We start from the raw sequence: 26,028 nt of genomic DNA on the forward strand, positions 1-26,028 counted from the left end.
GGCTGAAAAAGGCATCACCCATGCAGGAAGAAGCGCCGATAACAAGCGGTTGTAGTGCTTTGCGCCTGTAGTGAGATATCGGAGAACGTATAGGGTTCTCTGTATGATATATAGCTATAGGGGGTATACATTATTAAGAAAGGCATGGATCAGGAAGAGAAAAAGCCCTCCCATGTTTGTTCTTTTTGCTCCTATTGCCCGAATCTCAGTGGAGCGGATTGCGGTTTGTTGTGTACACTGATTAGAAAGGGGAGGGAGATCATTTTACCAGGCGCGAGAGAGGAGAGCAGCCATGCGCTATCGACTGGGAATAGATGTAGGCGGAACCAATACAGATGCGGTGCTGCTCAATGAGCAGGGCCGCATTGTCTCCATGATAAAAACGCCCGTCACGCCCGATGTGATTGGGGGTATCAGCCACGCAGTGCAGCGGCTGCTTGACCGAACCAGAATACCCCCCCAGAACATCACGTACGCGATGCTTGGCACAACTCAGATTACCAACGCAATTATCGAGCGCAAGGGATTAACGCGTGTGGGTATTATCCGGCTCGGAGCGCCTGCAACGCGGGCAATCCCTCCGCTGGTTGATTGGCCTGCCGACCTGCGCGAGAAGGTTGAGGGGCCGTATGCAGTGCTGCCTGGCGGCGTCGAATACGATGGCCGTGTCATCTCCCCGTTTGACCCTGTCGCTGTACGCGAGACGGTCAGATCCTTTCGAGGGCGAGTGCAGGCCTTCGCCGTTATTTCCGTTTTTGCCGCTGTGCGCGATGAAGACGAGCTGGCGACTGCCGAGATCATCGCCGAGGAGGTAGGCCCGGGAACGCCTGTCTCGCTCTCTCACCACATCGGGAGCCTCGGTTTGCTGGAACGCGAGAACGCCACCATCCTGAACGCTGCTGTGGCCCCGGTCGCCCGTCACATCGCTGTGGCATTTCAGGAGGCACTCAAACAGCTTGGCATCAAAGCTCGGCTCTTTCTCTCACAGAACGACGGAACGCTGATGGAGCTTGAGACGGCGCTGCACTACCCGATTCTGACCATTGCCTGTGGCCCGACGAACAGTATGCGCGGTGCGGCGTTCCTCTCCGGGCTGCGAGATGCCATCGTGATCGATGTCGGTGGGACGTCAACGGATGTTGGCGTGCTGCTTTCCGGCTTCCCTCGTGAGTCGGCTCTAGCGGTTGAAATTGGCGGCGTGCGCACCAATTTTCGTATGCCTGACCTTATCTCGATCGGCCTGGGTGGCGGGTCTGTCGTGCATGTTGCAAGGGATACCTCCACGATTCGTATCGGGCCGGAGAGCGTCGGCTATCGGCTGATGCAAGAGGCGCTCTGTTTCGGCGGCAAGACCTTTACCATGACTGATGTCGCGGTTGCGCGAGGCATGGCTGTCTTAGGGAAACGGAATCGCGTGACGATTGTCCCCGAAGTGATTGAGCGCGCCTTTCGGCAGGGCATCACCATGCTTGAGCAGGCCATTGACCGGATCAAGCTCAGCGCACAGGATGTGCCGGTTGTCGCGGTTGGCGGCGGAAGCATCCTGTTGCCCGGGCGGATGATAGGCATCTCGCAGGTCTACCGTCCCAAATACTTTGAAGTCGCCAACGCGATTGGAGCGGCCATTGCGCAGGTGTCGGGCACAATCGATCACATCTTCTCGCTGGAACGACAATCGCGTGAAGAGGCGTTTCAACAGGCACGACAGGCAGCCATTGTTGAGGCTCTCAAGGCGGGCGCAGATCCCACTATGCTTTCTGTGATCGATGTCGATGAGATTCCGCTTGCTTATCTGCCAGGCAATGCCGTTCGGATCAAGGTAAAAGTTGCAGGCAACCTGAGCAGCAAGGAAACGAGGCAATAGATGCGCGAAATCACAGCACAAGACCTTGAGTACCTGGCTATTGGTGCAGCGATCCTGGGAACCGGAGGCGGCGGTGATCCTCTGATCGGGAAGCTGATGGCCCGGCAGGCAATCGAGGAAAACGGCCCGATCTCGTTGCTTGATCCTTCGGAACTCGCTGATGATGCGCTGGTGATGCCGGTTGGCATTATGGGAGCGCCTACCGTCCTGTTCGAGAAGGTTCCCGAGGGGCGGGAGACACTGCGCCTGTTACGTGCTGTTGAGCAAGCATTAGGCCGGCGTGTGAGCGCGACAACACCAACGGAGTGCGGCGGTATCAATTCACAGATTCCCTTTCTTCTGGCAGCACATGCCCATCTTCCGGTGCTCGATGGCGACGGGATGGGGCGCGCGTTTCCTGAGTTGCAGATGGTGACATTCCATGTCTATGGAGCCTCCGGCTCGCCGGCCTGGCTGGCTGATGAGCGTGGCTCGATCGTTATGCTTCAAACCTCCGATAATATGCAACTGGAATGGCTGGCCCGAGGCGTTACGATGCGCATGGGAGGCCTGGCCCATCTTGTTGATTATGTAGTGACGGGTAAGCAATATCGCCAGATGGCCGTGCACCATACCGTTTCCACCTGTATTGATATCGGGCGTGCCGTACTGCATGCGCCTGAGAAGCGGCAACATCCGATAGAGGTGTTGTGTGCTGCGACTCAAAACACGTGGTATGGTCGCGGCATCGTCCTCTTTCAGGGCAAAATTGTTGATGTTGTGCGCCGCACCGAGGGCGGGTTTGCTCGTGGTCGTGCCGTGCTGCGTGGCTTGCAGGCGTTTCAGGATAGCGAGCTCCTCATTGAATTCCAGAACGAGAACCTTGTTGCCCGACGTGATGGGGAGGTTGTGGCCTGTGTCCCTGACCTCATCACGGTTCTGGATAGCGAGGTTGCAACGGCGATCACGACCGAACGGCTGCATTATGGGCAGCGCGTCACAGTGATTGCAATTCCTTCGCCCGAGATCCTGCGCACCTCTGAGGCATTGCGTGTCTGGGAGCCGCGTGCCTTCGGATACGATATCCCCTTCGTGCCGCTTGAGCGGCGCTTTGCAGCATATTATCGCGAGCATGGTGTCCCTCGTGGGAAGGAGCGCTATCTTTGACACTCCTTTTGTCCGTGGCTTCTTCTTTCACCCTGCATGTTTGCGCATCATCGTGACGCGACGGCATGTAGCGGCGTGCCGTTCGGAAGCGCTTGACGAGTTTCCCTCGGTGGTTCCGGCTCATGAAAATGAGCATAGCATGCAGATGAGCTTCGCTGAAAAGCTATATGCACGTTTGCTTGATAAGTGATCTTCGGTATGTTTCACCTCCTGGTCCACGCCTGAAACTTTCCTGATCTATTTCTGGTAAGGCTCAATTGGCTTTTAGACAGCAATCCCTTCGATCAGCGAGAAAATGCTGTTGGTCGGGATCGCGCGTGAAAAGCGAAAACCCGCCTCACGATAGAGCGCCGCAAACTCCTCTGCTGAACGTTCCTTCCCGTTAAAAAGCGCGCCCATATAAAGATTCATCAGAGCTGGATACGGTGACGGGTTGGAATACTCATTCAGGAGCTCGATGACAAGGATGCGTCCACCGGCCTGCATCGCGGCGCGGCAGTTACGCAGAATAGTGATGCAGTGTTGATCGTCCCAGTCATGCAGGATTGTTTTGAGAATGTAGCAGTCGCCTGTGGTCGCGATGGTTTCTAGAAAATTGCCGGTAACGAAGGTACAACGCTGGCTCAGACCTGCCTCCTCATACCGTTTTTTTGCCTCGTCGAGTACGTGAGGCTGCTCAAACAGCACTCCTTTAAGGTGAGGATGGCGCTGAAGGATACAGGCAAGCAGGCTTCCATAGCCGCCCCCTATATCGACGACTGTGCCTGTCTGCGAGAAGTCGTAGGCGTCCACCAGCGCGGTATCAACTACACGTGAAAGGCTAAGCATAGCCTGATTGAAGAGAGAAGCGATCTCTGGCTTTTCTCGCTGTAATTCCCAGAAGTTTTCACCCCAGGTCAGTTCAAAGAGCGGCGTTTCGCTTTGTACCCATTCGTGCGTCAATTCCCAGATTCGCCACCAATAGAGCTGATCGCGCATCAAGATCATGGTGTGAACAGAGCCGGGATAATCGGGCAACAGATAACAGGACATGGGTGTCTGGCAAAATACTCCGGGTTTCGTTTCCTGAAAGATGCCATAAGCGGTGAGCACGCGCAGGATGCGCACAAGCCGCTCCGGTCGTGTCCCACTGAGCTGTGCAAGTTCGTCAAGGGTGCGAGCATCCTGGTGCAAATGTTCGGCGAGTTTCAGTTTGACAGCTGTGTGCAGGCAGGCCGAAACCACGATGCCAAAATTGAGCGTTAGCAGCGAGATGGAAGGAGCTGTCAGCGGGTTGCTCTGTTGCCTTTCATGCATAGAGAATGGAGCCTTTCTAACGTGGAACAATGATTGAGAGAAGACAAAAACAGCATGCAGCGTTCGTGAATGGGGAAATCCTGATATGCTGTTATTGTGATGGACGAAGCGGTTTTTTCGCGTATAGCAAACTGAGCGAAGGGTAAGGAAAGCGGAAAGTATGCAAAACGAGAAGAAAAAACAGTAGATTTTGCTCACATTCGCCTCCTTACCATCCAGTTCAGCATAAAACAAGTGTTCTTTGGGGAGAGTCTAACATAGAGATTCTTCGCTGTCAAGAAGAAAAAGCGAGATAGTACTGAAGGGTGTGCTAACAAGGAGAAAAGTGTAAATTTTGAGAATATTTTCCTGTGTAACAAAGAATACGTACTTCGAGATATAGCAGAAACGGAGGAGACAATAAGCGACTTGTCTGGTTAAAAAGAGGGATCTGGGGATGATGCATTCTAGGGAAAAGGAGGGAGACATGTTTTGCGCATGCCTCCCCCTCTTCCTTTACGGTGCGTAAAGTGTCAGGCTGCGCAGGCGTGGCTGTCCATAGGCCCGCAGAACGCGCAGACGGAAATGACGCGATGTAATGGGCGCGAAATCACCCAGGCGCTTATGACCAAGCGCGTTCCCGCTTGCCAGAAGGTGCCAGGGACTCGTATGATATGTCTCTACTTCGGCTTCCAGACGCCATTCAAGTACATGCTCGCCCTGTTGCAGATCTTCCATTGCGGCAAAGCGCGTGACTAATGCGGGCTTATCGAGTGTAATTTCCAGCATATCCGTTCCGTTTTCGGCGCTGCCCACGGGATGTGCAAAGCGGCGGTCAATCTCGTGACGGAGCTCCATAAGCCGCTGCACATCGTGTTCATCAAGCAATCCCTGTCGGTTGGGCGCAAGGTTCAACAACAGGTTCGCACCATGACCAACCGAGCGATAATAGACGCCAACCAGCTCATCAAGGCTGCGGAGCTGTTCTTGCGAGTTGGGATGCCAGAACCAGCCGCTGCGGTTGATCACAGTGTCCATTTCAGCCGGAATATAGCGCGCCGTCTCTGGAAGCGCCTGCTGACTATCTTCAGGAAGCGCTCGCTGATTTTTCTCATCGATGGTAAGCCAGAGATCAGGAGGACCAAAGCCTTCCTCATTGCCGCCCCACCGTACCGTTCGATCTCCCATGCCGAAGATCTGCGCCTGCGGCTGAAGCCGGTGGATGACCTCCATGATGCGTGGCCAGTCATAGGTGTAGCCGTCTGAACCTGCCCCATCGAACCAGAGCACCGAGAGCGGGCCATAGTTGCTACAAAGTTCCTCTAGCTGTTTGGCATAGAAGTCGCTATATGCGGCTGGATCGGGATAACAGGCCGCGTTACGATCCCAGGGAGAGCAGTAAAAACCGGGCTCGATACCCTCCGCTCGGCAGGCATCGACGAACTCGCGCGCGACATCTCCCTGACCGTTTTTCCAGGGTGAGTTACGCACACAATGCTCAGTAACTCGGGTCGGCCAGAGGCAGAAGCCATCATGATGCTTGGCTGTCAGGAGGGCATAGCGTACGCCTGCTTCTCGGGCGACTCGGGCCCATTGGCGGCAGTCAAGCTCTGTCGGGTTGAAGAGGGCCGGGTCCTCGCTGCCGTCGCCCCATTCGCGCCCGGTAAAGGTATTGATGCCGAAATGGAAGAACATGCCAAGCTCCCAATCCTGCCAGGCGAGCTGTTCTTTTGTTGGTGTATGAGGTGATTGCATTTGTCTCCCTCTGTTTTTGAGGATCCAGGGGAGCACTCTACAAAAAATCGTGTATGCCTTCAGGCAAAATGGATTTGTAGAGGCTGATGTCTCCTCTGCTTGCGCTGAATAATGCGCAGTATAGTGCATTCGGTAGGTGAATTTGCAGGTGTGTAAATATGCAAATGTGAAATAGATATTTGAAGCAAGTATACTGTGTTTAGCGGTAAATAGCAAGCAACCTTCGATCTCTTTAGAGCCATGCGCGATCTGGAGAGCGTCTTTGAGACAGACACTTCTGGCAAAAAAAGAGATAATGGTATACAATAAAGGAATAAAGTACATTGTTTTTGCAGAAAGGATGAAAAGATGTCGGTGTATTTTATTGTTGATGTCAAAATTACAGACCCGAAGGCTTATGAAGAGTACCGAAAGCAGGTTCAGCCGACACTGGATCTGTATGGCGGAAAGTTCCTGGTACGCGGCGGGAAGACCTGGACGATTGAAGGCGATTGGGATCCCGAGCGTATTGTGATTGCCGAGTTTCAGGACGAACAGCACTTTCGTGCATGGTATGATTCCCCGGAATACAGTAAAGTGAGAGCCATTCGTTTCAGTGCCTCGACCAGCAGAGGAATTCTGGTACAGGGAATAGAATGAATGCATTTCCTGGAGGGGCAGAAGCTCTTCCAGGATGAAATATGCTAGAAAGAGAGTCTGCATTTTTTGTGGAACTGCGTGTTTTCTCCACCCGTTCTGACGAATCCGTAGCCTTCTTCTCTGCTTTGCGCCTGTTGTTTCGTGCTGGTGGCTGGCATCTTGGTGGCTACGCGCTTCTGCTTGTTCTACGTGGTATTACTCCTGCTGTCACCTTCGTTGCTCTTGGTTGGATTATCGCTGATGCACCCGCTGTTCTGGCTTCGCAGGCTGCCTTATGGCGAACTATTGGGGAAACGGCGTTGCTTTGTGGTGTGGTCCTTGCCAGCATGGCTGCTGATGCCTGTGTCAGCTATTTTGAGCAGCAAACGATCATGCGTTTTTCTACCGAACTCAATATACGTCTGATGCGAGATCTGGCGCGGCTTCCTGGCCTGGCTCACTGGCAGGATGCACGAGAACGCGATCTGGTGCATCGGGCTCAAGAGGGAGCACAGGACCCTGCGCAGTTTGTTCGGGTGGCCAGTATGCTGACGATCTGGGGTGCAATGGTCTTGAGTTCAATGGTGATTGTGTTGCCGTTCGGGTGGTGGGTGCCTCTGCTTATAATCGTGACAGGTATTCCGGCTATGGTGTATAGCTGGCGGCATGCTGGTGTGCAAAATCAAGTAAAGCTGGAAGATTCGCCTGAATTGCGCCATGCTGACTATAGCGCCTCGCTTGCGTATGATCGTGAGGTTGCGATGGAGCAGCGTATCTACGGGTTTGGTTCCTGGCTGCTTGGGCGTCAGCGTGACTACTGGACTCGTGGCATGCGCCGCGTGCTGCTCGGAGAGCGTCGGGAGCTGGTACGTGGCACATTGGGTCTTGTCTTGCAGCTCTCCATCGGGGCCAGCGTGCTGATCTGGGCCTTTCATCTGGTCTCAAGCGGCCAGATAGCACCAGAGCGCTTTCTGTCGGGCGTCCTGGGTCTGACCACGCTTTTTGAGAGCCTGCTTGTGCTTCAGCAGCTACCAGGCTCGATTCGTAAAGCAAGCGGCTTTTTCACGGCATTCCATCACTTGAGCAAGCTAGAGCCACGCCTTGAGATACAGGGTACTCTGGAGCCGCCTATAGAGCTTCGTTCGGCCATAACGTTTGAGCATGTGACGTTTACGTATCCGGGCGGTACGACGCCCACCTTGCGTGACCTCAATCTGACGATTCCTGCCGGGCAATCGCTGGCGCTGGTTGGCGAAAACGGGGCAGGTAAATCGACTATTATAAAACTGCTCTGCCGCTTTTATGATCCAGATGAGGGGCGCATTCTCTGGGATGGGCAGGACATCCGACTATTTGAGCTTGTGCTGTGGCGGGAGCGGATTGCCGCCGTTTTCCAGGATTTCTTGCGCTACCCTGGCACGCTTGCTGATAATATCGCGATTGGAAGTAGCAAGCACACGGCCATTGAAGAAGCCGCAGAACTGGCCGGAGTAACATCCTTGATCGAGAAATACCCTCAAGGCTGGCAGACGCTCCTTGTCCCCGATATTGGTGGCGTTGCTCTTTCTGGCGGTCAGTGGCAGCGGCTGGCGCTGGCGCGCGGGCTGGCTGGTCGGTTGGGGCGTAACGCGCCTCTGGTGCTGGTTGATGAGCCTACAGCCGCGCTTGATATTCGGATGGAAGCGGAACTCAACCGCCGCTGGTTGACTCTGACCCGAGGTGCAACGACGATTCTGGTTTCACATCGGTTGACGACAGTGCGTAACGCCGCTCAGATAGCCGTTTTAGCTGATGGGCATATTGTGGAGCAGGGGACGCATGAGGAGCTGCTTATGCGTGATGGTCTCTACGCCGAGTGGTATCAACTCCAAACGCAACGCGTACAGGATACAGAATAAGATCCTCCATTTCTTGAGAGAGCTTGCTGTTTTTGTAGACAACTGGAATGACATATGAAGCGAATCATCAGCTTGCTGAAAGCATGGAGCTCTGTGGCTCAGATCGCCTGCCAGGCCTGGCTATTCGGTGCACTGGCCACTCCGGCACTCTTTCTCTTTCAAACTATACTGGAACGAGTGGCAGTCGCATTTGCTGCTGCCGCTATCATTGATGGCCTGTATCATGGTCATAGCATGCAGGCTGCGCTCTGGACCGGGGTTCTGGGAATCGTCGCTGTTATCAATGGTTCCTGTACTCTTCTTGTAAACAAGATTCAGGATGTGATGTATCTGAAGTGCGCTCAGGAGATAACGCAGCGTCTGATGAAGGTGCTGGTGACTGCATCTGGAATCGAACACCTCGACTCACCGGAGTATGCGGATCGATTGCGAATCGTGCGTGATCGAGTGGATGTACCGGCGGACATTTTCCTGAACCTTTCTGTCTGGATCAGTACATTGTTCACCATTGTACTTTCATTTGTCCTGTTGTGGCAGATCCACCCGCTGCTGTTGCTCTTTATCCTGCTTGCTTGCCCGGCGGCGCTCTTCCAGGGCGCTGCGATGACCCGAGAGATTCACTATGCAGGCCAGAGCATAGCAGACGAGCGCCTTTCCGAGCGCTTTCGTGATCTGGCACTTGGCGAAGAGGGGGCGAAAGAGTTGCGGATGCTTGGTTTAAGTGAGCTGATCGTGGGCAGATATCGCGAGTTGAGGGCACGTGTCACCAGGGCTCGAGCGCTTGGCCGTTTGCAGCATGTGCGTCCGGCGGTGTTTGGTGGGCTGGCAAAGGGGCTTTGCCTGGGTGGCGGCCTGCTTTTCCTGGTCTATCTGCTTGGGACGCATCAGGCCACAGCGGCGCAGATTGCACTTGGCGTCACCCTGTTAAACGGCACCCTGAGCGGCTCCATCTCTCTGCTGATGAAGGCGTCATTTTTGATTGAGCAGGGATGGATGGCCGAGAGCTTGCTTGCGTTGCTCTCGTATCGATCACCACTAAAGCAGCCTGTGAAGCCGCTTCCATGTCCCGAAAAGCTGGAACGTGGCTTGTGTGTGGAGCATGTGAGCTTTACCTATCCCGGAACCGAGCAACCAGCATTACAGGACGTCTCGCTGACGCTGCCGGCAGGGGCAACCATCGCGTTGGTCGGCGAAAACGGCTCAGGGAAAACGACGCTTCTCAAGCTGCTTTGTCGCTTCTATGATCCCGACGAGGGACGCATCACTGTCGATGGCATTGATCTGCGCGAGCTGGCTCTAGAGGCGTGGAGAGCGCAACTGACGTTGGTTCAACAGCATTTCGGGCGTTATCACTTTCTGGTGCGTGAAACGGTTGGAGTTGGTGATATCACGAGTATCTCGCGTGATGCGCGCCTTCTACAGGCAGTGCAGGGGGCCGGCGCCGACGCTTTCGTGCAGCGCTTGCCTGCTGGCCTTGATACCCAACTGGGGGCGGAATTCGAGAAAGGAAGAGATCTCTCGGGGGGACAGTGGCAGAAGCTGGCTATCGCGCGGGCTCACATGCGTCGTCAGCCGCTGATCACGATACTTGATGAGCCTTCAGCCAGTCTTGACCCGAAGGCTGAATATGAGGTCTATTCACGCTTTCAACAATTGATGGAAGCGAACAGGCGGCGTGGAGGTATTCTCTTTCTTGTCTCGCACCGCCTGGAAACCACCCGCCTCGCAGATGTTGTCATTGTGCTGGCAAACGGGCAGGTTGTGGAGGTGGGCACGCATCAACAATTACTTGATGCGAATAAAACCTATGCTGAACTCTACCGACTCAAGATGCAGATTCTGGAAGCGCAGCCGGAAAACCAGTAGGGATGATTTGCAGATATAAGCGTATTAGCCTTATACTATACTACAAATGAGCGCTAAAAATAGCCTCGATTTATACAGGAAGGGAGCTCCATGCTATGGTCAAAAAGCCCGAACATCTCGCTTCGGCGAACGCCTGCGCTTTTCAGGAAAGAAGCGTTGTTGCTGCGTACCGCTATCGCCCGCCCTATCCAGCGGAAACGTTTGCCATCCTGGCTGATCTGGTGCGGGGTGAGCCGCGGACGATCCTGGATGCAGGATGTGGCACCGGCAATATCGCTCGGCGGCTGGTCGGGCATGCAGAGCGCGTTGACGCCGTTGCTCTCTCTTTGAGCATGATCGAGGAGGGGAAGCAGCTTCCTGAGGGCGATCATCCGCGTTTATGCTGGCTGCATGGTCGGGTGGAAGATGTCGTGCTCAAGCCGCCCTATGCGCTGATAACGGCAGGAGAAAGCATCCACTGGATGGACTGGCAGATTGTTCTGCCTCGTTTTCGAGCGTTGTTACGACCTGGAAGCTTTCTGGCAATAATCGAGCAGAACATCTCGCCAAGTCCCTGGGAGCTGCTTGGCGAGATCGTCTCGCGTTACCGTGCCGATGGTGGCTATCAGCCCTTTGATATGGTAAAAGCAAGGGAGCAACATTGCCTCCTCCGGCTGGTCGGTGAGCGAAAAACAGCGCCCATACCCTTTACACAGACAATCGATGAGTGTATTGAATCCTATCACTCACGCAGTGGGTTCTCTCGTGAGCGCCTGGGGCCAACCCGCGCTGAAGCCTTCACCCGAGAAGCGGGAGCATATCTGCAACAGCGCTCTCCCGATGGAATGGTCTCGTTTCAGGTGAGTGGAGTAATACAGTGGGGAATTCCTGGAACCTGCTAACTACACTTGATATTCTCATTGCACCTTTTCTGGAAGTTTCTCAAGTGATATATGTCGTTTTACCGTTCTTTTATAATAGAAAGAAGGGTGAAGTTGAAAGGAGTGGGTGCAATGAGAATGCTTCTTCAGCAATGCAGAAATACTATCAAGCGGTTCTTGCTTCCGAAAACAGCGCTGGCTGCCCCTTACAGGCCGCTTGTCCCCAAAATGCCGCCCGGCGGAGACATTGTAGAAGTTGTTGACATCTCCCAGGATAGCGCTCAGGCAATGATGGCTGCCCGTGCCTTGCAGGGTCATATCAACCGTTCAGGTGCAAAGATCTATGTTCATGCGGTTCAGTCCGAGAAAGATTGGATTACCGACACGGCTCATTTCGGCGGTCGCACTGTCACCCATCTCCCGTTGCGCGATGAGAAGAATCCAGGCCTGAAGACGCTTCTCAGGCAGTATCAGCAGGTAGTCAAGGAATATGAGTTGTACGATACGGCGAAGGAGTGGACCTTTAACCTTGCCATGATAAAGGCGGGCCTTGCGGACGGACTGCCAGTGGATGCTGCATTGCGTGACGATCTCCTTTCTACTTTTGCTGAAAAGCCCATTGTCGATTATAGCGGGATCGGGAGCGATCGCATTTCAGGCTATACCTGGGCAATCGAGCATCTTCTACCCGAAACGCAGAAAGAGATTGTGTTTCTGCTCGGTCTGCGCTCCTCGGATTGGCACTATGCGCCCTGGATGCTCTATGACTATGCAACGGCCTGTAGAGCCTTTCTCTTTCACCTTGACTGGATGAAGCCAGACGAGCGCACCCTGATTCAGCGCATTTTAGCACAATATGCTCCTCGTACGCCTTTGATGGGCTATAGCGGAGATTGCGGTGACTGTTTTTCGCCGATCGCTTCCTTGAACGGGCTCTACGGCTTCGCTGCCGACTATTTCCCCAACGCCTCTTTCTGGTCAAGCTTCCCCACACGCTACGGCTTGCGCCAGGAGCGAGGAAGGGCGCTTCAGGTAACAGGCGGCAAGGTGTACGTGGCGCTCTACACCAGTGATGGCGATAATCTCAGCTTCAATCATCGCGACCTGCCGAAGTGGCTGAAAGATCCCGCTGCCCGCTATATGCCGCAGGGGTATAGTATTGATCCAATTTTAGTCGAGCTGGCTCCACCTCTGATTGAATGGGCGTACCAGCATTTGCATTCGGCAATCGAGCTGACCGGTGGTCCTTCGGGGCTCGGTTATCCAGACGGAGGCATCTCCGATGAACAGTATGATCGCTGGCTGCAAGATAACGCGTTCTATATGGCGCAGGCGGGCCTGACGACGGCTCAGATGTGGAATATGGGCGATTGCACGTCGGCTCGGGTGCGCCAGTATTTGCTGAGCCAGCCCGATATCAAGGGCGTGTTCCTTGATCACCATGACGGCACCAATACCTACAAGCTGTATAAGAAACAAATCGCGCAAAACTCCTCATTGATTGCGGCCTACCCCAATGATCTGAAGGATCGGCTTTCAAAGGTGCAGGCAAAGCCCGACGCGCCGACCTTTGTTGGCTATCAAACGCGAGCTGATAGTATCACGCCGACCATCCTCAAGCAGCTTGTGGACGAGCTGCATACGGCTTTCCCGGGGAAATATGTCTTCCTCACGCCGAGAGATTATCTCGAAACACTTCTTATGTATGAAACAGATAAATTTTCGTCTACTCTCGCTTCATAGGACAGTATGATAGCACTGTCTGCCAGGATGGTCGTTACTCCTATCTCAGGAAACACTCGTTTCAGAAAGCAAGCCGTTTCTGCACTATTGAGCGAAAGGGAGGCAATAAGACTTCTCTACTATAGATCGTCCCGGCAGGTACAAGCGGCGTCTTTCCGTGTCATAATGGCAGTGGGTGCTTCTCCAGAAGCATCACTAGAAAAACGGAAGGACGGCAAAAGACCTGCTGCATGACGACAACCGCAATTATTTTTGATCTCGATGCAACATTAATCGAGGACCACGAGGCGACTCAGCGTGCAATGACGAAAGTTGTTGCATATGCCTGTACACAGTATAGAGATCTCGATCCACAAAAGCTACAGGAAACGGCTGCTGCAACGGCTCGTGAACTCTGGGATACTGGCCCGGCTGCCGCATACAGCGAGGCAATAGGCATCAGTGCTGCAGAAGGCATGTGGGGCGACTTCAGCGGTGATGATCCTGGTTTGCAAACACTACATCAGTGGGTGCCAACGTATCGGTGTGAGATCTGGCGACGGGCGCTTGCGGAGCAGAACAAAGATGATGTGCAACTGGCCGAGCGGCTTGCAGCGCTGTTTTGTGAGACGCGCAGCACCGATTATCACATCTATGCTGGCGCTGAGTCCATGCTTGAGCGCTTGCGTCAATCCTATCGTCTGGCGTTGCTTACGAACGGCGCTCCGGTGCTGCAATGGGGCAAGATTCGGGCGCGAGATCTGGAGCATTATTTTGACGTGATTGTGGTTTCTGGCGACCTCGGCATCGGGAAGCCGGATCCAGAGATCTTCTCGCATGTGCTCAAGCAGCTTGCAGTGAGCCCCGAGCAGGCGATGATGGTGGGTGACAGCCTCAAGCGCGATATGGTGGGTGCGGAACGATCCGGCATCCGTGGCGTCTGGATTAATTCGCTGCATCGCCAGAAGGACAATGTGCGGATCTTCGCGGAGCTGCAGCGCGTAACCGAGCTTCCGAGCGTTCTCGCAAACTGATTGCCACAGGTCAGAGAGTGGCTCGCTGCTCTCTGACTGGCTTTTCAGCATTGATGTAATCCATGTGAAATAGAACACAGAAAGCTTCCTTCATCTATAGAAGAAAAGCACTCAACTCTTGCTGCATTTTGCAGAAAACGCAGAAGTTGACCTTGACAGAAGAGCACTCCTTTCTGTATACTGGATGTATGCACACGTGTGCATAAGCAAGAAGACGGCGTTCCTGTCATCACAGTAAGGACGGTGAGGTCCATGCCCCGGCAAGAGGTTTCTATTTCGGATATCGCTCGCGCTGCTGGCGTTTCGCATTCTACCGTTTCGCGGGCTCTGCGCGACAGCTCTCTGATCAGCCCTCAGGTGCGGGCCCAGATTCAACAGCTTGCGCGTGAGATGGGCTATACCCCGAACGCTATTGCCCGAAGTCTGCAAACACAACGCACAAAGACAATTGGTGTCGTTGTTACCTCTATTGCCGATCCGTTCTACGGTGATATTGTAAAAGGCGTAGAAGCCGTGACAAGAGCGGCTGGCTTCAGTGTCTTTCTTGGTGTCTCCCATAATGACCCCTTTCAGGAAATGCAGGTCATCGAATCGTTCCATCAGCGGCGCGTTGATGGCCTTATTATCGCCTCATCCCGTATTACCGGTAGTTTTCATTCACGCTCTGATCGCCTCCATATTCCAACGGTGCTTGTTAATAACCAGACGGAAGCACAGGAAGCGCCGTTGCACTGGGTTGCTATCGACGACAAGCGTGGGGCGATGCTGGCTGTTGAACACCTGGTACAGCTCGGGCATCGCTCGATAGGTTATCTTGGCCTGGGGAATCGCCCGCGTTCCAATCGGCTGCGCCTGGAAGGATACAGGCAGGCATTGGTGCAGGCTGGCATCACCCCTCGGCCCGAATGGATTCGGGTTGTGGCGCATGATCAGGAAAGTGAACCCGATGATGCCGGTCTCGGGCGGCAGGCGTTGCCTGAGCTTCTGGATTCCGATATCACTGCATTGTTTTGCTATAATGATATGGTGGCTATCGGCGTGCTGCTGGCCTGTCGTGACCTCGGGATCGCTGTGCCACAACAGCTCAGCCTGGTTGGTTTTGATGATGTGATCACTGCCAGCTATGTCTCTCCTGCACTTACTACCGTGCACCAGCCAAAGTTGCAGCTTGGGCAGCTCGCTGCACAAACAATGCTTGATATACTCCAGAACCGCCCTGTCGAGAATCATCTCTTATTTCCTTCTTTGATTGTTCGTTCCAGTACAGCATCTCTGTAGATTGTCTCGGCAAGCGCATTCTTGTAATAGTGCAATTGCTGTGTAAGAAGGAGAACCGTGAATGGCTGCACCGATCCACATCGGCGTCATTGGTTTGGGGCGCATGGGTATGCTCTACGCTCGCTTGCTTGCCACGCAGGTCGAGGGAGCGCGTCTTATCGCCGTTGCCGATACAAACAGGCAGGTATGCGAGCAAGCCGTGCAGGCGTTCTCAGTGCGCTCGGACTTTACGGACCCCACGGAACTGCTGCGCACTCCTGGCCTCGATGCCGTGCTGATCGCAACCCCTACCAGCACGCACGCTGAGTTGATTCTAGCTGCTGCTCAGGCGGGTAAAGCGATTTTTTGTGAAAAGCCGCTTGCCCTGACATACGAAGAACATAGACGCTTGCTTCAAGCAGTGGAACGAGCTCGCGTGCCGCTTCAGGTTGGTTTTATGCGTCGTTTCGATGCGGCCTATCAACAAGCAAAGGCGCTGATTGAGGAGGGCCGAATTGGCCGCCCAACGACTTTTAAAGCAATCAGCCGTGATCCCTTCTGCCCGCGTCCCGAGTTTGCCGATCCGACGAAGAGCGGCGGCCTGATTGTGGATATGGGGATTCATGATTTCGATCTGGCGCGCTGGCTCGTGGGGAGCGAGGTTGAGCGCGTTTCGGCGGAGGGAAGCCTGCTTGTTTGCCAGAATCTGGCTGCTGTCGGCGATATTGATAATGCGCTGGTGACGCTTCGCTTCGCCAGTGGAGCGCTTGGCAACGTCGAGGTTAGCCGCAACGCCTTCTATGGCTATGATATTCGGACGGAGGTGCTTGGCTCCGAGGGGGCCGTGTTGATCGGCGCTCATCAGCATACGCCGCTGCTGTTCCTGGATCGTACGGGAGCTCAACATGATGTACAGCCGTACTTGAGCGAGCGTTTTGGCAATGCCTATCTCAAGCAATTACAGCATTTTGTGGATTGCCTGCGCCACGATCAGTCGCCTGCAGTTGGTGGAGCTGACGCGCTGGCTGCCTGTGAAATTGCGCTAGCCGCAACGGAGGCATGTAGAATCGGACATCCACTGTCAATAGAGGCGTTTCGGCAGGCCCATCAGTGAAATAGTGTAGTTGAAGTGAAAGGAATGTGTATTTGATGCGACAATATGATGCTTCTCAGTTGATAATCCATCCTGTTCAGCGGACAAATAGTGGAGCAGAAGCGCTTGTTGAGGTAACGCCAGAGCTGGCCGGATGGCGCTATGTTTCGTTTCAAGTGCGGCGTGTCGCGGCTCAGGAAGCGTTCTCGGCGCAAACGGGCGAGAGTGAAGTAGCGCTTGTCTTGCTTGGTGGAACAGCCACAATTGAGACGAGCAGAGGGACCTGGCGGGATATCGGTAAACGAAAGCATGTTTTTGAGGGTTTGCCCTACGCGCTCTATCTCCCGCGTCATACCGCTTATACCGTTCAGGGTGTGACTGAATGCGAGCTTGCGATTGCGTCGGCTCCAACCGAGCAGGATCACGAGCCACGGCTTGTCACGCCGCATGACGTCGTGGTCGAGATTCGGGGTGGGGATCACGCGACGCGCCATATCAATAACATTATCCCGCCGGGCTTTCCCTGTCAGCGCCTGGTCGTCGTCGAGGTCTACACGCCGGGCGGGAACTGGTCCAGCTATCCGCCGCACAAGCATGATATCCATCGCACGGACGCGCAGGGCCGGGTGATCGAGGCTGATCTTGAGGAGATCTACTACTATCAGTTCGATCGGCCTGAGGGCTTCGCGTTCCAACGGATTTACACTGATGCCGAATCGCCGCTCCATCGCGCTGGCTATCCCATCGATGCCGCTCTGTTGCCGCGCCACAATGATGTGGTCCTGGTTCCCGAGGGCTATCATCCGGTTGCCAGCCCGCCGGGTTACACCACCTACTATCTCAATGTGCTGGCCGGGAGCGCCCAGTCTCTGGCAAACAGCGAAGACCCCGCGTATGCCTGGGTGAAGGAAACCTATCAGACGCAGGATGCACGGGTTCCTCTCTATCCGATTGAGCAAAAGTAGAGGAGAGAGCATGCAGACAGTATATGATATCTTGACTATCGGGCGCTCTTCGATCGATCTCTACTCGAACGATGTGGGAGCAGCATTTGTCGATATCCAGAGTTTTGCGGCTTATGTCGGTGGCTGCCCGACAAATATCAGTGTGGGCACGCGGCGTCTGGGCCTCTCGACGGCGCTTCTTACCGCGGTCGGGAATGATCCAGTAGGTGATTTTATCCTGCATTTTCTGCAAAAGGAAGAGGTCGAGACGCGCTATATCCCACGCAAGGCAGGCAGACGGTCAAGCGCAGTGGTGCTCGGTATAGAGCCGCCCGAGCGCTTCCCGCTGACCTATTATCGGGACAATTGCGCCGATGCTGCTTTAACCATCGATGATGTGCTGAACGCGCCTGTTGAGCGGAGCCGGGTGGTGCTTATCACTGGAACCGGGCTGGCGCAGGAGCCGGGACGCAGTGCAACCCTTTTTGCGGCTGAACTGGCTCGTCGGGCTGGCGCAACGGTTGTCATAGATCTTGATTTTCGTCCCGATCAGTGGTTTGATCCGCGGGCATATGGGGTCGTGCTCCGCTCGATTCTCCATATGGTTGATATTGTGATTGGCACCGATGATGAAATAAATGCGTTGATGCTGACTGATACAGAGCAGGTGCAACTCACTCATTCTCAGGTTTCGGACGCGCGGGTCAGCGGTGATAGCGCGAGCGCCATCCAGCGGGTGCTTCAGGCGGGGCCGAGGCTGGTTGTGCAGAAGCGGGGTGCTGCCGGTTCGACGGTGCATTGTGCCGCTTCAGAAGGGACTTCAACCCGAATTGAGGCACCTGGCTTTCCGGTCGAGGTGTACAACATCCTGGGGGCGGGCGATGCCTTCGCCGCGGGCTTTCTCTACGGTCTGGCGCAGCAGTGGGACTGGTATAAGGCGGCGCGACTGGGCAATGCATGCGGCGCGATCGTGGTGACACGTCACGGCTGTGCGAACTTTATGCCAACGTATGACGAAGTAATGCAGTTTGTTGCGCAACATGGCGGCTTATGATGAAGCGAGGAGGAGCGATATGACATCAGGTGACACACAACGACTGACAATGGCTCAGGCTCTGATAGCCTTTCTCAAGAACCAGCATGTGGAGCGCGATGGCAACATACAGCCTTTCTTCGCAGGCTGCTTCGGGATATTCGGGCACGGCAATGTAGGAGGGATTGGGCAGGCGTTGCAGCAGATGCCAGACTTTCGTTATTATCTGGCTCGTAACGAGCAGGCGATGGTCCACACGGCGACGGCCTTCGCACGGACGAAGAACCGGCTGCAAACCTTCGCCTGCACGTCTTCTATTGGTCCCGGTGCGACGAATATGTTGACTGGCGCTGCAACGGCTACGATTAATCGTGTGCCTGTCCTCTTGCTTCCCGGAGATATTTTTGCGCGGCGCAATGTGGCACCGGTTCTACAACAACTGGAATCCTCCCAGACTCAGGATATCTCCGTGAATGATTGCTTTAAGCCAGTCAGCCGCTACTGGGATCGCATTGTTCGCCCTGAGCAGCTTTTAACCGCTCTGCCTGAAGCGCTGCGTGTGCTGACCGATCCAGCGGAGACTGGTGCCGTGACGCTGGCCCTGCCGCAGGATGTGCAGGCCGAAGCATACGACTATCCACGGGCGTTCTTTCAGCGGCGGGTCTGGCATATCCCGCGTAACCGACCTGATAAAGCCAGACTGGAGCAAGCAGCCGCGTTGATCCGCCAGAGCCAGCGCCCGTTGATTATCGCAGGTGGTGGCGTGATCTACTCCGAGGCATGTGAGCTGCTTCAACGCCTGCTAGAACAGACCGGGATCCCGCTTGGCGAGACGATGGCCGGCAAGGGGAGCGTGCCGTTCAATCATCCCTTGATGCTCGGGGCTATTGGAGCAACAGGGACCTTTGCTGCGAATCGGGTAGCACGGCAGGCAGATCTGATTATCGGGATTGGCACGCGTTACAGCGACTTCACCACGTCCTCGAAGACGGCTTTTCAGTGTCCCGAGGTGCGTTTCGTCAATATCAATGTGACGGCGTTTGACGCTGGCAAGCATGCAGGCCTTGCGCTGGTAGGTGATGCCCGGGTGACCCTGGAAGAGCTCCTGCCGCTGCTGGACGGGTACCATGTGGATGAAGGGTACCGGGCGCAGGTGGAGCAGCTCCATCAGGAGTGGGAGGCGGAGGTTGAGCGCATCTACGCTATTCGGCACACTCCGCTGCCGAGCCAGGGCGAGCTGATTGGCGCGGTCAACGAACTGAGCTCGCCTGAGGCGATCATGGTCTGCGCCGCCGGGAGCCTGCCGGGCGACCTTCACAAGCTCTGGCGGGCGCGGCATCCGAAAAATTATCACCTCGAATATGGCTATAGCTGCATGGGCTATGAGATCGCGGGCGGCCTGGGGGCGAAGATGGCTGCCCCTGAGCGTGAGGTCTATGTGCTGGTGGGCGACGGCTCCTATTTGATGATGAATAGCGAGATCGTCACTTCGGTGCAGGAGGGCTATAAGCTCATCATTGTGCTGATCGACAATCAGGGGTTTAAGAGCATCGGGTCCCTCAGTCGCTCGCTTGGTCAGGATGGCTTCGGCACGCGCTACGTCTATCCTCGCGATGGTGTCTTGCCCGGAGACAGCACAGAAGGCGTGCAGACGCTTCCGGTCGACCTGGCCGCAAACGCGCGAAGTCTGGGTGCTCATGTGATCGAGTGCAAAACCTACGATGACGTGACTGCTGCTCTCAAGCAGGCTCAGGCAAGCGAGCAAACGACGGTAATCTATGTCCAGAGCGACCGCTATCAGGCCGTGCCGGGCTATGAGAGCTGGTGGGATGTGCCGGTTGCCGAGGTGAGCGACATGTCTACGGTACAACAGGCGTATGCTGACTGGGCGGAACAACGAGCGCGAGAGCGTTACTTTTTCAATGCGCCCTAGCGGCTTGCGGAAAGGAGGCAAAACAGGAAGCCAGTGTGTCGGGTGCAGTATTCCTGCACGGGCTCGGAACTGGCGGGACAGCAAAACAGGAATCCATATCGCGCGTCATTCTCTTTATTATCGACTTTGTGGTTTCTCAAAAAAGGTAAACGGATGTATCGTTTCTACACGCCGTCTGAAGAAAAAGTGTAAGGAGTACAATAGTAACAGGTGGCGTAAAAGGAGAAGCACAACATGCTACAGAAAGTATCGCGTGTCCTTGTCTCTGTCTTTCTCCTCTGCATTCTGGCTTCCTGTGCGAATCAGAACAGCAACCAGACGACGAAGCCCAATACCGATCGCTCGAATGTGCGCTTCGTTGTCGTCACGCATGGGCAGCCCGCCGACCCGTTCTGGTCAGTCGTGAAAAAGGGTGTCGACCAGGCTGCGAAGGATATGGGGGTGAAAGTTGAGTACCAATCGCCCGACCGGTTTGATATGGCGGCGATGGCGCACCTGATTGATGCTGCTGTCGCTTCCAGGCCCGATGGACTGGTTGTCTCGATTCCCGACGCCGACGCGTTGAGTCCCTCGATTAAGAAAGCGATTGATGCAGGTATTCCGGTTATTTCGATGAATTCGGGAAACGATGCGGGAAAGCGTCTCGGGGTTCTGGTTCATGTCGGGCAGACGGAGTATGAGGCGGGCTATAAGGGTGGCGAGCGAATGGCTTCGGAAGGCGTAAAATATGCGCTCTGTATCAATCATGAGGTAGGAAACGCAGGCCTGGATGCTCGCTGTCAGGGCTTTTCCGATGCATTGAAGAAGGCTGGAGCGAAGGTCGATCTGCTGGCGGTCGAACTGGCGAACCCGACTGAGTCGCAGCAGCGGATCGAGGCGGCGCTAGCGGCAAAGCCCAACATTGACGGTATTATGACGCTTGGTCCGACGGGGGCTGATCCCGCTTTAAATGCGCTTCGCAGCAAGAACCTGCTTGGTAAGGTGAAGATCGCGACCTTTGACCTCTCAGACAAGGTGTTGACGGCGATCAAGAACGGTGAGCTTGATTTTGCGATCGACCAGCAGCAGTACCTTCAGGGCTATCTGCCCGTTGTGCTGCTGACGCTCTATCGCGAGAATCTCAACACTGTGGCGAACGACGTTGTTATGACCGGACCCGGCTTTGTGACCAAAGAGAATGTTGACAAGGTGACGGATCTGGCAAAGAAGGGAACGCGCTAACGCCAGTTGTAGAGCCCGATTGGGTGAGTTTTCATTCAATCGGGCTGCAGGAGGTTTTCTGATGGCGACAACTCGACGAACAGTGCATCCGCTGCTTGAGAAGCAACCAGAGCGAATCACGATAATGCAGTATATTCGCCGTATATTGATCCGTCCCGAGATGGGAGCGATTGTCGGGGCTATTGCAGTGTGGGTCTTCTTCGCGGTTGTAGCAGGTGATCGCGGCTTCTTAAGCCTGAGCGGCACAGCAACCTACCTGGCAGTCGCGGCAGAACTGGGCATTCTGGCGGTCGCCGCGGCGCTGCTGATGATCGGAGGCGAATTTGACCTATCGATTGGCTCTGTAAGCGGCGCGTGTAGCATGATCGTGACAATCTGCTCGGTTGAATTTGGCCTGGATATCTGGTCTTCTATCGCGATCGCGTTGCTTGTTTCGCTGCTGATCGGCTTCTTGAACGGAATACTCGTTCTGCGTACAGGCCTTTCCTCGTTTATTGTCACGCTGGCCTCGCTCTTCGTGGTTCGGGGGGCGACAATCGGCTTCACACGCCTGCTCACGGGGCGTACGCAGCTTGGTGGCCTGGAAGCGGTGCCCGGATATGACCTTGCGCATAGCATCTTTGCCAGCGGGATCATGCTTGGTGGGGCCAGTTTCCCGATCTCTATTGTCTGGTGGTTGGTCCTGGCGGCGCTTGCTACCTGGCTGCTTCTTGGGACGCGGTTTGGCAACTGGATTTATGGCGTTGGCGGTGATGCCCAGGCCTCGCGCAATATGGGTGTGCCGGTTGCCCGGGTCAAAATCATCCTGTTTATGCTGACGGCGCTTGCAGCCTGCCTTGTGGGCATTATCCAGACCGTCACATTTACGGGGGCCGACGTGCTGCGCGGCTCAAACAACGAGTTCCTGACCATTATCGCGGTAGTGGTTGGCGGCACGCTGCTGACCGGGGGCTACGGCTCGGCGATTGGTTCGGTGTTCGGGGCGCTGATCTTCGGCATGGTGCGTCAGGGGATCGTCTTTGCGGGAGTCGATGCGGATTGGTATCAGGTGTTTCTCGGGGTTATGCTGCTGCTTGCTGTGATCCTCAATCGCTTTGTTCGCACGTATGCTATGGAGGCTCGCCGATGAACACGCCACTTCTGGAAATACAGCATATCTCAAAGCGCTTTGGAAGCGTGGTGGCGCTCAATGATATTTCGATGACGGTGCAGTCAGGCGAGGTCATGTGCCTGCTTGGTGACAATGGCGCGGGCAAGTCCACCTTGATCAAGATTCTCTCCGGCGTGCACCAGCAGGACGAGGGGCGCTACCTTGTTGAAGGGAAAGAAGTGCACTTCCGTTCGCCGCGTGATGCGCTCAAAGCCGGAATTGCGACGGTTTATCAAGATCTTTCTATGATACCGCTGATGAGCATCGCGCGAAATTTCTTTCTTGGTGCAGAACCTACGCGGGGATGGGGACCGTTTCAGCGCTTTGATGTACAGCGTGCACATCGGGTGACAGGGGAAGAGCTGGCGAAAATGGGAATTTACGTGCGCGATACTGCTCAGCCGGTTGGCACGCTTTCGGGTGGTGAGCGCCAGTCGGTGGCAATCGCCCGGGCGGTTTACTTCGGGGCTCGTGTGCTGATTCTCGATGAGCCGACCGCCGCCCTGGGTGTGAAAGAGGCGGGAATTGTGTTGCGCTATATCGCCCAGGCCCGCGCCAGAGGCGTCGCCGTGATCTTTATCACGCATAATCCGCATCATGCCTATCCGATTGGTGATCGTTTTACGCTGCTGAATCGTGGGCGCGGCTATGGCACCTTCACGAAAGCGGAGATCAGCCGCGAAGAGCTGGTAGAGATGATGGCGGGCGGTGAGGAGCTGGAGGAGCTCAGTTTTGAGCTGGCCGAGTTTGCCCGTTCTGATGCTCGCCTCGCGCAGGCAGCAGAGGCGTTTCAGGCGGAAGTGCAGGAGCTTCATACAACACAGAAACAAGAGAAAAAGGAGTAATATATGCTGAAAGACGGAAAATTGTTGAATTTCATCGGTGGGATGTGGAAAGAGGCACAGACGAGCACATATCTGAAGGTGTACGATCCGGCAACCGCCGAGGCGCTGGCTGAGGTTCCCCTTTCGTCGGCACAAGATGTTGATGCGGCTGCACAGGCGGCTCGCTTGGCCTGGCCCGCATGGAGACGCACGCCGCCAACCGACCGGGTCCAGTATCTTTTCAAACTGAAGAGCCTGCTTGAGCAGCACCTTGACGAGATCGCGCAACTCATCACCCGGGAATGCGGCAAAACGCTGGCCGAGGCGAAGGGGGAGTTGCAGCGCGGCATTGAGAACATTGAGGTCGCGACCGGCATCCCGTCGCTGATGATGGGCTACAACGTTGAGGACATTGCGCGGGGGATCGACGAGCATCTGTTCCGGCAACCGGTCGGCGTTGTGGCAGCGATCACGCCATTTAACTTCCCTGGTATGATCCCGCTCTGGTTCTTGCCTTACGCGCTTGCTTGTGGTAACTGCTTTGTGCTCAAGCCGTCCGAAAAGGTGCCACTGACCATGAATCGCGTCTTCGACCTGATCGAGCAACTCGGCTTGCCGGCGGGCGTCGTCAACCTGGTGAACGGGGCAAAGGAGACCGTTGACGCCATTCTCGACCATCCCGTGATTCGGGCGATCTCCTTTGTTGGCTCATCGCCGGTTGCTCGCTACGTCTATAGCCGGGCGGCGGCGAACGGAAAGCGGGCCCAGTGTCAGGGCGGCGCAAAGAATACCGTGGTGGTTCTTCCTGACGCCGATATGGAGATGACCACGCGCATTGTGGCCGATTCCTCGTTTGGCTGCTCGGGTCAGCGCTGTCTGGCGACCTCGGTAGCGATTACGGTTGGCGATGCTCGCAAGCCGTTTACCGAGCGGATCGCGGAGGCGGCGCACACGCGCAAGGTCGGCTATGGGCTTGATCCGGCGGTCGAGATGGGGCCGGTTATTACGTCGGAAAGCAAGCAGAGAATCGAGAGTCTGATTCAAAGTGGCGTGCAGGAGGGCGCGAAGCCGCTTGTAGACGGGCGGAACGCGGCTATTCCAGGCTACGAGAATGGCTACTTTGTGCGCCCGACGATTCTGGATGAGGTGAACCCCGAGGGAAACCTTGCTCGTACAGAGATCTTTGGACCGGTCTTGAGCCTGTTGCATGTGAAAACCGTTGATGAGGCAATTCGGCTTGTGAACGAGTCGTCATACGGGAATATGGCCTGTCTCTTTACCAGCAGCGGCGCGGCGGCACGGAAGTTCCGCTATGAGGCGCAGGCCGGGAATATCGGGATTAATATTGGTGTTGCGGCTCCAATGGCGTTCTTCCCCTTCTCGGGCTGGAAGGACAGCTTTTTCGGAGATATGCACGCGCAGGGACGCGATGCAATTGAGTTTTATACCGAGAAGAAGGTTGTGGTTGAGCGCTGGCCGAAGGAATGGTCACGCACGTTCTAAAGGAATGTATAGCCGCTTGCTCCGGTGGATGATGCTGCCGGAGGAGCGGCACAAGCAAGGATGGTACAGTATGACACGAATTCGTGTTGCGAATGCACCCTGTTCGTGGGGGATCCTTGAGTTCAGTGGTTTGGAGCGAGATCGTATCTCGTCTTCACAGATGCTTGATGAGATGCGTGCTACCGGTTATGAGGGGACAGAGTTCGGCGATTGGGGCCATCTCCCTACAGAACCCGAACAGCTCGGCGAGCTTCTGGAGCAGCATCAGCTTACGATGGTGGGCGCGTTTGTGCCGGTCGCGTTTCGCTTTGCCGAGGGGCTGGCCTCTGCTGAACAGGAGGTGCTCAGGCTTGCTCGTTTGCTTGCGGCTGTGGCGACCGAGGAGCATACACCTTTGCTGATCCTGGCCGATGAGAATGGCACTGATAGCAGACGTACGGGTAATGCGGGGCGGGTAACGCCCGAGATGGGGCTGACGGCTGACGAGTGGAAACACTTTGCGCGCAATGTGGAGCAGCTTGCGCGTCTGATACGAGATGAAACCGGGCTGGAAGCGGCTTTTCATCATCATTGCGCCGGGTTTGTGGAGACGCCTGCGGAGATCGAGCGGCTGCTTGAGCTGACCGCGCCTGAGCTGGTCGGGCTTGTCTTTGACACCGGACATTACCTGTATGGCAGTGGGACCAATGACGGGCAGGTTGTTAGCGATGGATTTGCTCGCCTGCTTCCGCGCATTCGCCACGTCCACCTGAAAGATTGTCATCCGGGAGTGGCTGCACAGGCTCGCACAGCGGGTTGGGATTACTTTACTGCCCTTGCTCAGGGGGTGTTTTGCGAGCTCGGACAGGGAGCGGTCCCATTTGCAGATATCGTGCAACAGATGCGAGAGAGTGCATATGCTGGCTGGATTGTCGTTGAACAGGACATTCTCCCCGGTGCCACGGAGGAGCCACGCGAGAGCGCTCGTCGGAATCGCGACTACCTTCGTACGCTCGGTCTCTAGCATGGAGAGCATGAAGAACAAGTAGAAAA

The 26,028-nt window shown here is 55.4% G+C and carries 20 protein-coding genes; 18 read left to right on the top strand and 2 right to left on the bottom strand.

Annotated elements, in window-relative coordinates; genetic code table 11:
- Positions 1-292: 292 nt before the first annotated feature.
- Together EI42_RS14765 and EI42_RS14770 are read left to right on the top strand one after the other, a co-directional pair.
- Positions 293-1,864 carry a hydantoinase/oxoprolinase N-terminal domain-containing protein gene (locus tag EI42_RS14765; protein WP_111323300.1) on the top strand — a complete coding sequence of 524 codons (1,572 nt, stop codon included), beginning with the start codon at positions 293-295 and terminating at the stop codon, positions 1,862-1,864.
- Positions 1,865-3,010: an S-methyl thiohydantoin desulfurase family protein gene (locus tag EI42_RS14770; protein ID WP_111323302.1), complete on the top strand. Its 1,146-nt coding sequence runs from the start codon at positions 1,865-1,867 to the stop codon at positions 3,008-3,010.
- A 264-nt stretch (positions 3,011-3,274) separates the two neighbouring features.
- On the opposite strand, the gene EI42_RS14775 is transcribed toward EI42_RS14770, so the two are convergent.
- Positions 3,275-4,306 (bottom strand): methyltransferase, encoded by a 1,032-nt coding sequence (locus EI42_RS14775; protein ID WP_111323304.1) that lies wholly within the window; start codon positions 4,304-4,306, stop codon positions 3,275-3,277.
- Between the two features lie 495 nt (positions 4,307-4,801).
- Positions 4,802-6,040: an alpha-L-fucosidase gene (locus EI42_RS14780; protein WP_111323306.1), complete on the bottom strand. Its 1,239-nt coding sequence runs from the start codon at positions 6,038-6,040 to the stop codon at positions 4,802-4,804.
- A 348-nt stretch (positions 6,041-6,388) separates the two neighbouring features.
- On the opposite strand from EI42_RS14780, the gene EI42_RS14785 reads away from it, so the two are divergent.
- The 16 genes from EI42_RS14785 (at position 6,389) to EI42_RS14860 (ending at position 25,999) form a co-directional block, all read left to right on the top strand.
- The gene (locus EI42_RS14785; RefSeq protein ID WP_111323308.1) at positions 6,389-6,679 is read left to right on the top strand and encodes a DUF1330 domain-containing protein; all 291 of its coding nucleotides are present in this window, start codon (positions 6,389-6,391) and stop codon (positions 6,677-6,679) included.
- Between the two features lie 68 nt (positions 6,680-6,747).
- Entirely contained in the window at positions 6,748-8,556 is a 1,809-nt protein-coding gene (locus tag EI42_RS14790) for an ABC transporter ATP-binding protein (RefSeq protein WP_170142637.1), read from the top strand.
- 54 nt (positions 8,557-8,610) lie between these two features.
- On the top strand, positions 8,611-10,422 hold the full coding sequence (locus tag EI42_RS14795) for an ABC transporter ATP-binding protein (RefSeq protein ID WP_111323312.1): 1,812 nt from the start codon (positions 8,611-8,613) through the stop codon (positions 10,420-10,422).
- A gap of 95 nt (positions 10,423-10,517) precedes the next feature.
- Positions 10,518-11,303 (top strand): class I SAM-dependent methyltransferase, encoded by a 786-nt coding sequence (locus tag EI42_RS14800; RefSeq protein ID WP_111323314.1) that lies wholly within the window; start codon positions 10,518-10,520, stop codon positions 11,301-11,303.
- Positions 11,304-11,414: 111 nt separating this feature from the next.
- Complete coding sequence (locus EI42_RS14805; protein WP_170142638.1) at positions 11,415-13,025, top strand: GxGYxYP domain-containing protein; 1,611 nt, start codon at positions 11,415-11,417, stop codon at positions 13,023-13,025.
- A gap of 230 nt (positions 13,026-13,255) precedes the next feature.
- A complete protein-coding gene (locus EI42_RS14810) occupies positions 13,256-14,038 on the top strand; it encodes an HAD family hydrolase (protein ID WP_111323318.1) in 783 nt (260 codons plus the stop codon).
- A 252-nt stretch (positions 14,039-14,290) separates the two neighbouring features.
- The gene (locus tag EI42_RS14815; protein WP_111323320.1) at positions 14,291-15,316 is read left to right on the top strand and encodes a LacI family DNA-binding transcriptional regulator; all 1,026 of its coding nucleotides are present in this window, start codon (positions 14,291-14,293) and stop codon (positions 15,314-15,316) included.
- A 61-nt stretch (positions 15,317-15,377) separates the two neighbouring features.
- Positions 15,378-16,409 (top strand): inositol 2-dehydrogenase, encoded by a 1,032-nt coding sequence (gene iolG, locus EI42_RS14820; protein ID WP_111323322.1) that lies wholly within the window; start codon positions 15,378-15,380, stop codon positions 16,407-16,409.
- Between the two features lie 35 nt (positions 16,410-16,444).
- Positions 16,445-17,353, top strand: a complete 909-nt coding sequence (iolB, locus tag EI42_RS14825; protein WP_111323324.1) for a 5-deoxy-glucuronate isomerase — start codon at positions 16,445-16,447, stop codon at positions 17,351-17,353.
- 10 nt (positions 17,354-17,363) lie between these two features.
- Positions 17,364-18,386 (top strand): 5-dehydro-2-deoxygluconokinase, encoded by a 1,023-nt coding sequence (gene iolC, locus EI42_RS14830; RefSeq protein WP_111323326.1) that lies wholly within the window; start codon positions 17,364-17,366, stop codon positions 18,384-18,386.
- A 19-nt stretch (positions 18,387-18,405) separates the two neighbouring features.
- Positions 18,406-20,298 carry a 3D-(3,5/4)-trihydroxycyclohexane-1,2-dione acylhydrolase (decyclizing) gene (gene iolD / locus EI42_RS14835; RefSeq protein WP_211326179.1) on the top strand — a complete coding sequence of 631 codons (1,893 nt, stop codon included), beginning with the start codon at positions 18,406-18,408 and terminating at the stop codon, positions 20,296-20,298.
- Between the two features lie 234 nt (positions 20,299-20,532).
- A complete protein-coding gene (locus EI42_RS14840; RefSeq protein ID WP_111323328.1) occupies positions 20,533-21,519 on the top strand; it encodes a sugar ABC transporter substrate-binding protein in 987 nt (328 codons plus the stop codon).
- Positions 21,520-21,580: 61 nt separating this feature from the next.
- Positions 21,581-22,648 (top strand): ABC transporter permease, encoded by a 1,068-nt coding sequence (locus tag EI42_RS14845; RefSeq protein ID WP_174843892.1) that lies wholly within the window; start codon positions 21,581-21,583, stop codon positions 22,646-22,648.
- Positions 22,645-23,514, top strand: a complete 870-nt coding sequence (locus EI42_RS14850) for an ATP-binding cassette domain-containing protein (RefSeq protein WP_111323330.1) — start codon at positions 22,645-22,647, stop codon at positions 23,512-23,514. The genes EI42_RS14845 and EI42_RS14850 overlap by 4 nt, the downstream gene beginning before the upstream one ends.
- A 3-nt stretch (positions 23,515-23,517) precedes the next feature.
- A complete protein-coding gene (locus tag EI42_RS14855) occupies positions 23,518-24,996 on the top strand; it encodes a CoA-acylating methylmalonate-semialdehyde dehydrogenase (protein WP_111323332.1) in 1,479 nt (492 codons plus the stop codon).
- 70 nt (positions 24,997-25,066) lie between these two features.
- Positions 25,067-25,999: a TIM barrel protein gene (locus tag EI42_RS14860; RefSeq protein WP_111323470.1), complete on the top strand. Its 933-nt coding sequence runs from the start codon at positions 25,067-25,069 to the stop codon at positions 25,997-25,999.
- Positions 26,000-26,028 lie beyond the last annotated feature (29 nt).

Origin of the sequence: Thermosporothrix hazakensis, from assembly GCF_003253565.1 — a bacterium.
Classification (GTDB): Bacteria; Chloroflexota; Ktedonobacteria; order Ktedonobacterales; family Ktedonobacteraceae; genus Thermosporothrix; species Thermosporothrix hazakensis.

Coding starts and splice junctions, on each gene's coding strand:
- EI42_RS14765 (WP_111323300.1), top strand. CDS start 293: ATGCGCTATCGACTGGGAATAGATGTAGGCGGAACCAATACAGATGCG.
- EI42_RS14770 (WP_111323302.1), top strand. CDS start 1,865: ATGCGCGAAATCACAGCACAAGACCTTGAGTACCTGGCTATTGGTGCA.
- EI42_RS14775 (WP_111323304.1), bottom strand. CDS start 4,306: ATGCATGAAAGGCAACAGAGCAACCCGCTGACAGCTCCTTCCATCTCG.
- EI42_RS14780 (WP_111323306.1), bottom strand. CDS start 6,040: ATGCAATCACCTCATACACCAACAAAAGAACAGCTCGCCTGGCAGGAT.
- EI42_RS14785 (WP_111323308.1), top strand. CDS start 6,389: ATGTCGGTGTATTTTATTGTTGATGTCAAAATTACAGACCCGAAGGCT.
- EI42_RS14795 (WP_111323312.1), top strand. CDS start 8,611: ATGAAGCGAATCATCAGCTTGCTGAAAGCATGGAGCTCTGTGGCTCAG.
- EI42_RS14800 (WP_111323314.1), top strand. CDS start 10,518: ATGGTCAAAAAGCCCGAACATCTCGCTTCGGCGAACGCCTGCGCTTTT.
- EI42_RS14805 (WP_170142638.1), top strand. CDS start 11,415: ATGAGAATGCTTCTTCAGCAATGCAGAAATACTATCAAGCGGTTCTTG.
- EI42_RS14810 (WP_111323318.1), top strand. CDS start 13,256: ATGACGACAACCGCAATTATTTTTGATCTCGATGCAACATTAATCGAG.
- EI42_RS14815 (WP_111323320.1), top strand. CDS start 14,291: ATGCCCCGGCAAGAGGTTTCTATTTCGGATATCGCTCGCGCTGCTGGC.
- iolG (WP_111323322.1), top strand. CDS start 15,378: ATGGCTGCACCGATCCACATCGGCGTCATTGGTTTGGGGCGCATGGGT.
- iolB (WP_111323324.1), top strand. CDS start 16,445: ATGCGACAATATGATGCTTCTCAGTTGATAATCCATCCTGTTCAGCGG.
- iolC (WP_111323326.1), top strand. CDS start 17,364: ATGCAGACAGTATATGATATCTTGACTATCGGGCGCTCTTCGATCGAT.
- iolD (WP_211326179.1), top strand. CDS start 18,406: ATGACATCAGGTGACACACAACGACTGACAATGGCTCAGGCTCTGATA.
- EI42_RS14840 (WP_111323328.1), top strand. CDS start 20,533: ATGCTACAGAAAGTATCGCGTGTCCTTGTCTCTGTCTTTCTCCTCTGC.
- EI42_RS14845 (WP_174843892.1), top strand. CDS start 21,581: ATGGCGACAACTCGACGAACAGTGCATCCGCTGCTTGAGAAGCAACCA.
- EI42_RS14850 (WP_111323330.1), top strand. CDS start 22,645: ATGAACACGCCACTTCTGGAAATACAGCATATCTCAAAGCGCTTTGGA.
- EI42_RS14855 (WP_111323332.1), top strand. CDS start 23,518: ATGCTGAAAGACGGAAAATTGTTGAATTTCATCGGTGGGATGTGGAAA.
- EI42_RS14860 (WP_111323470.1), top strand. CDS start 25,067: ATGACACGAATTCGTGTTGCGAATGCACCCTGTTCGTGGGGGATCCTT.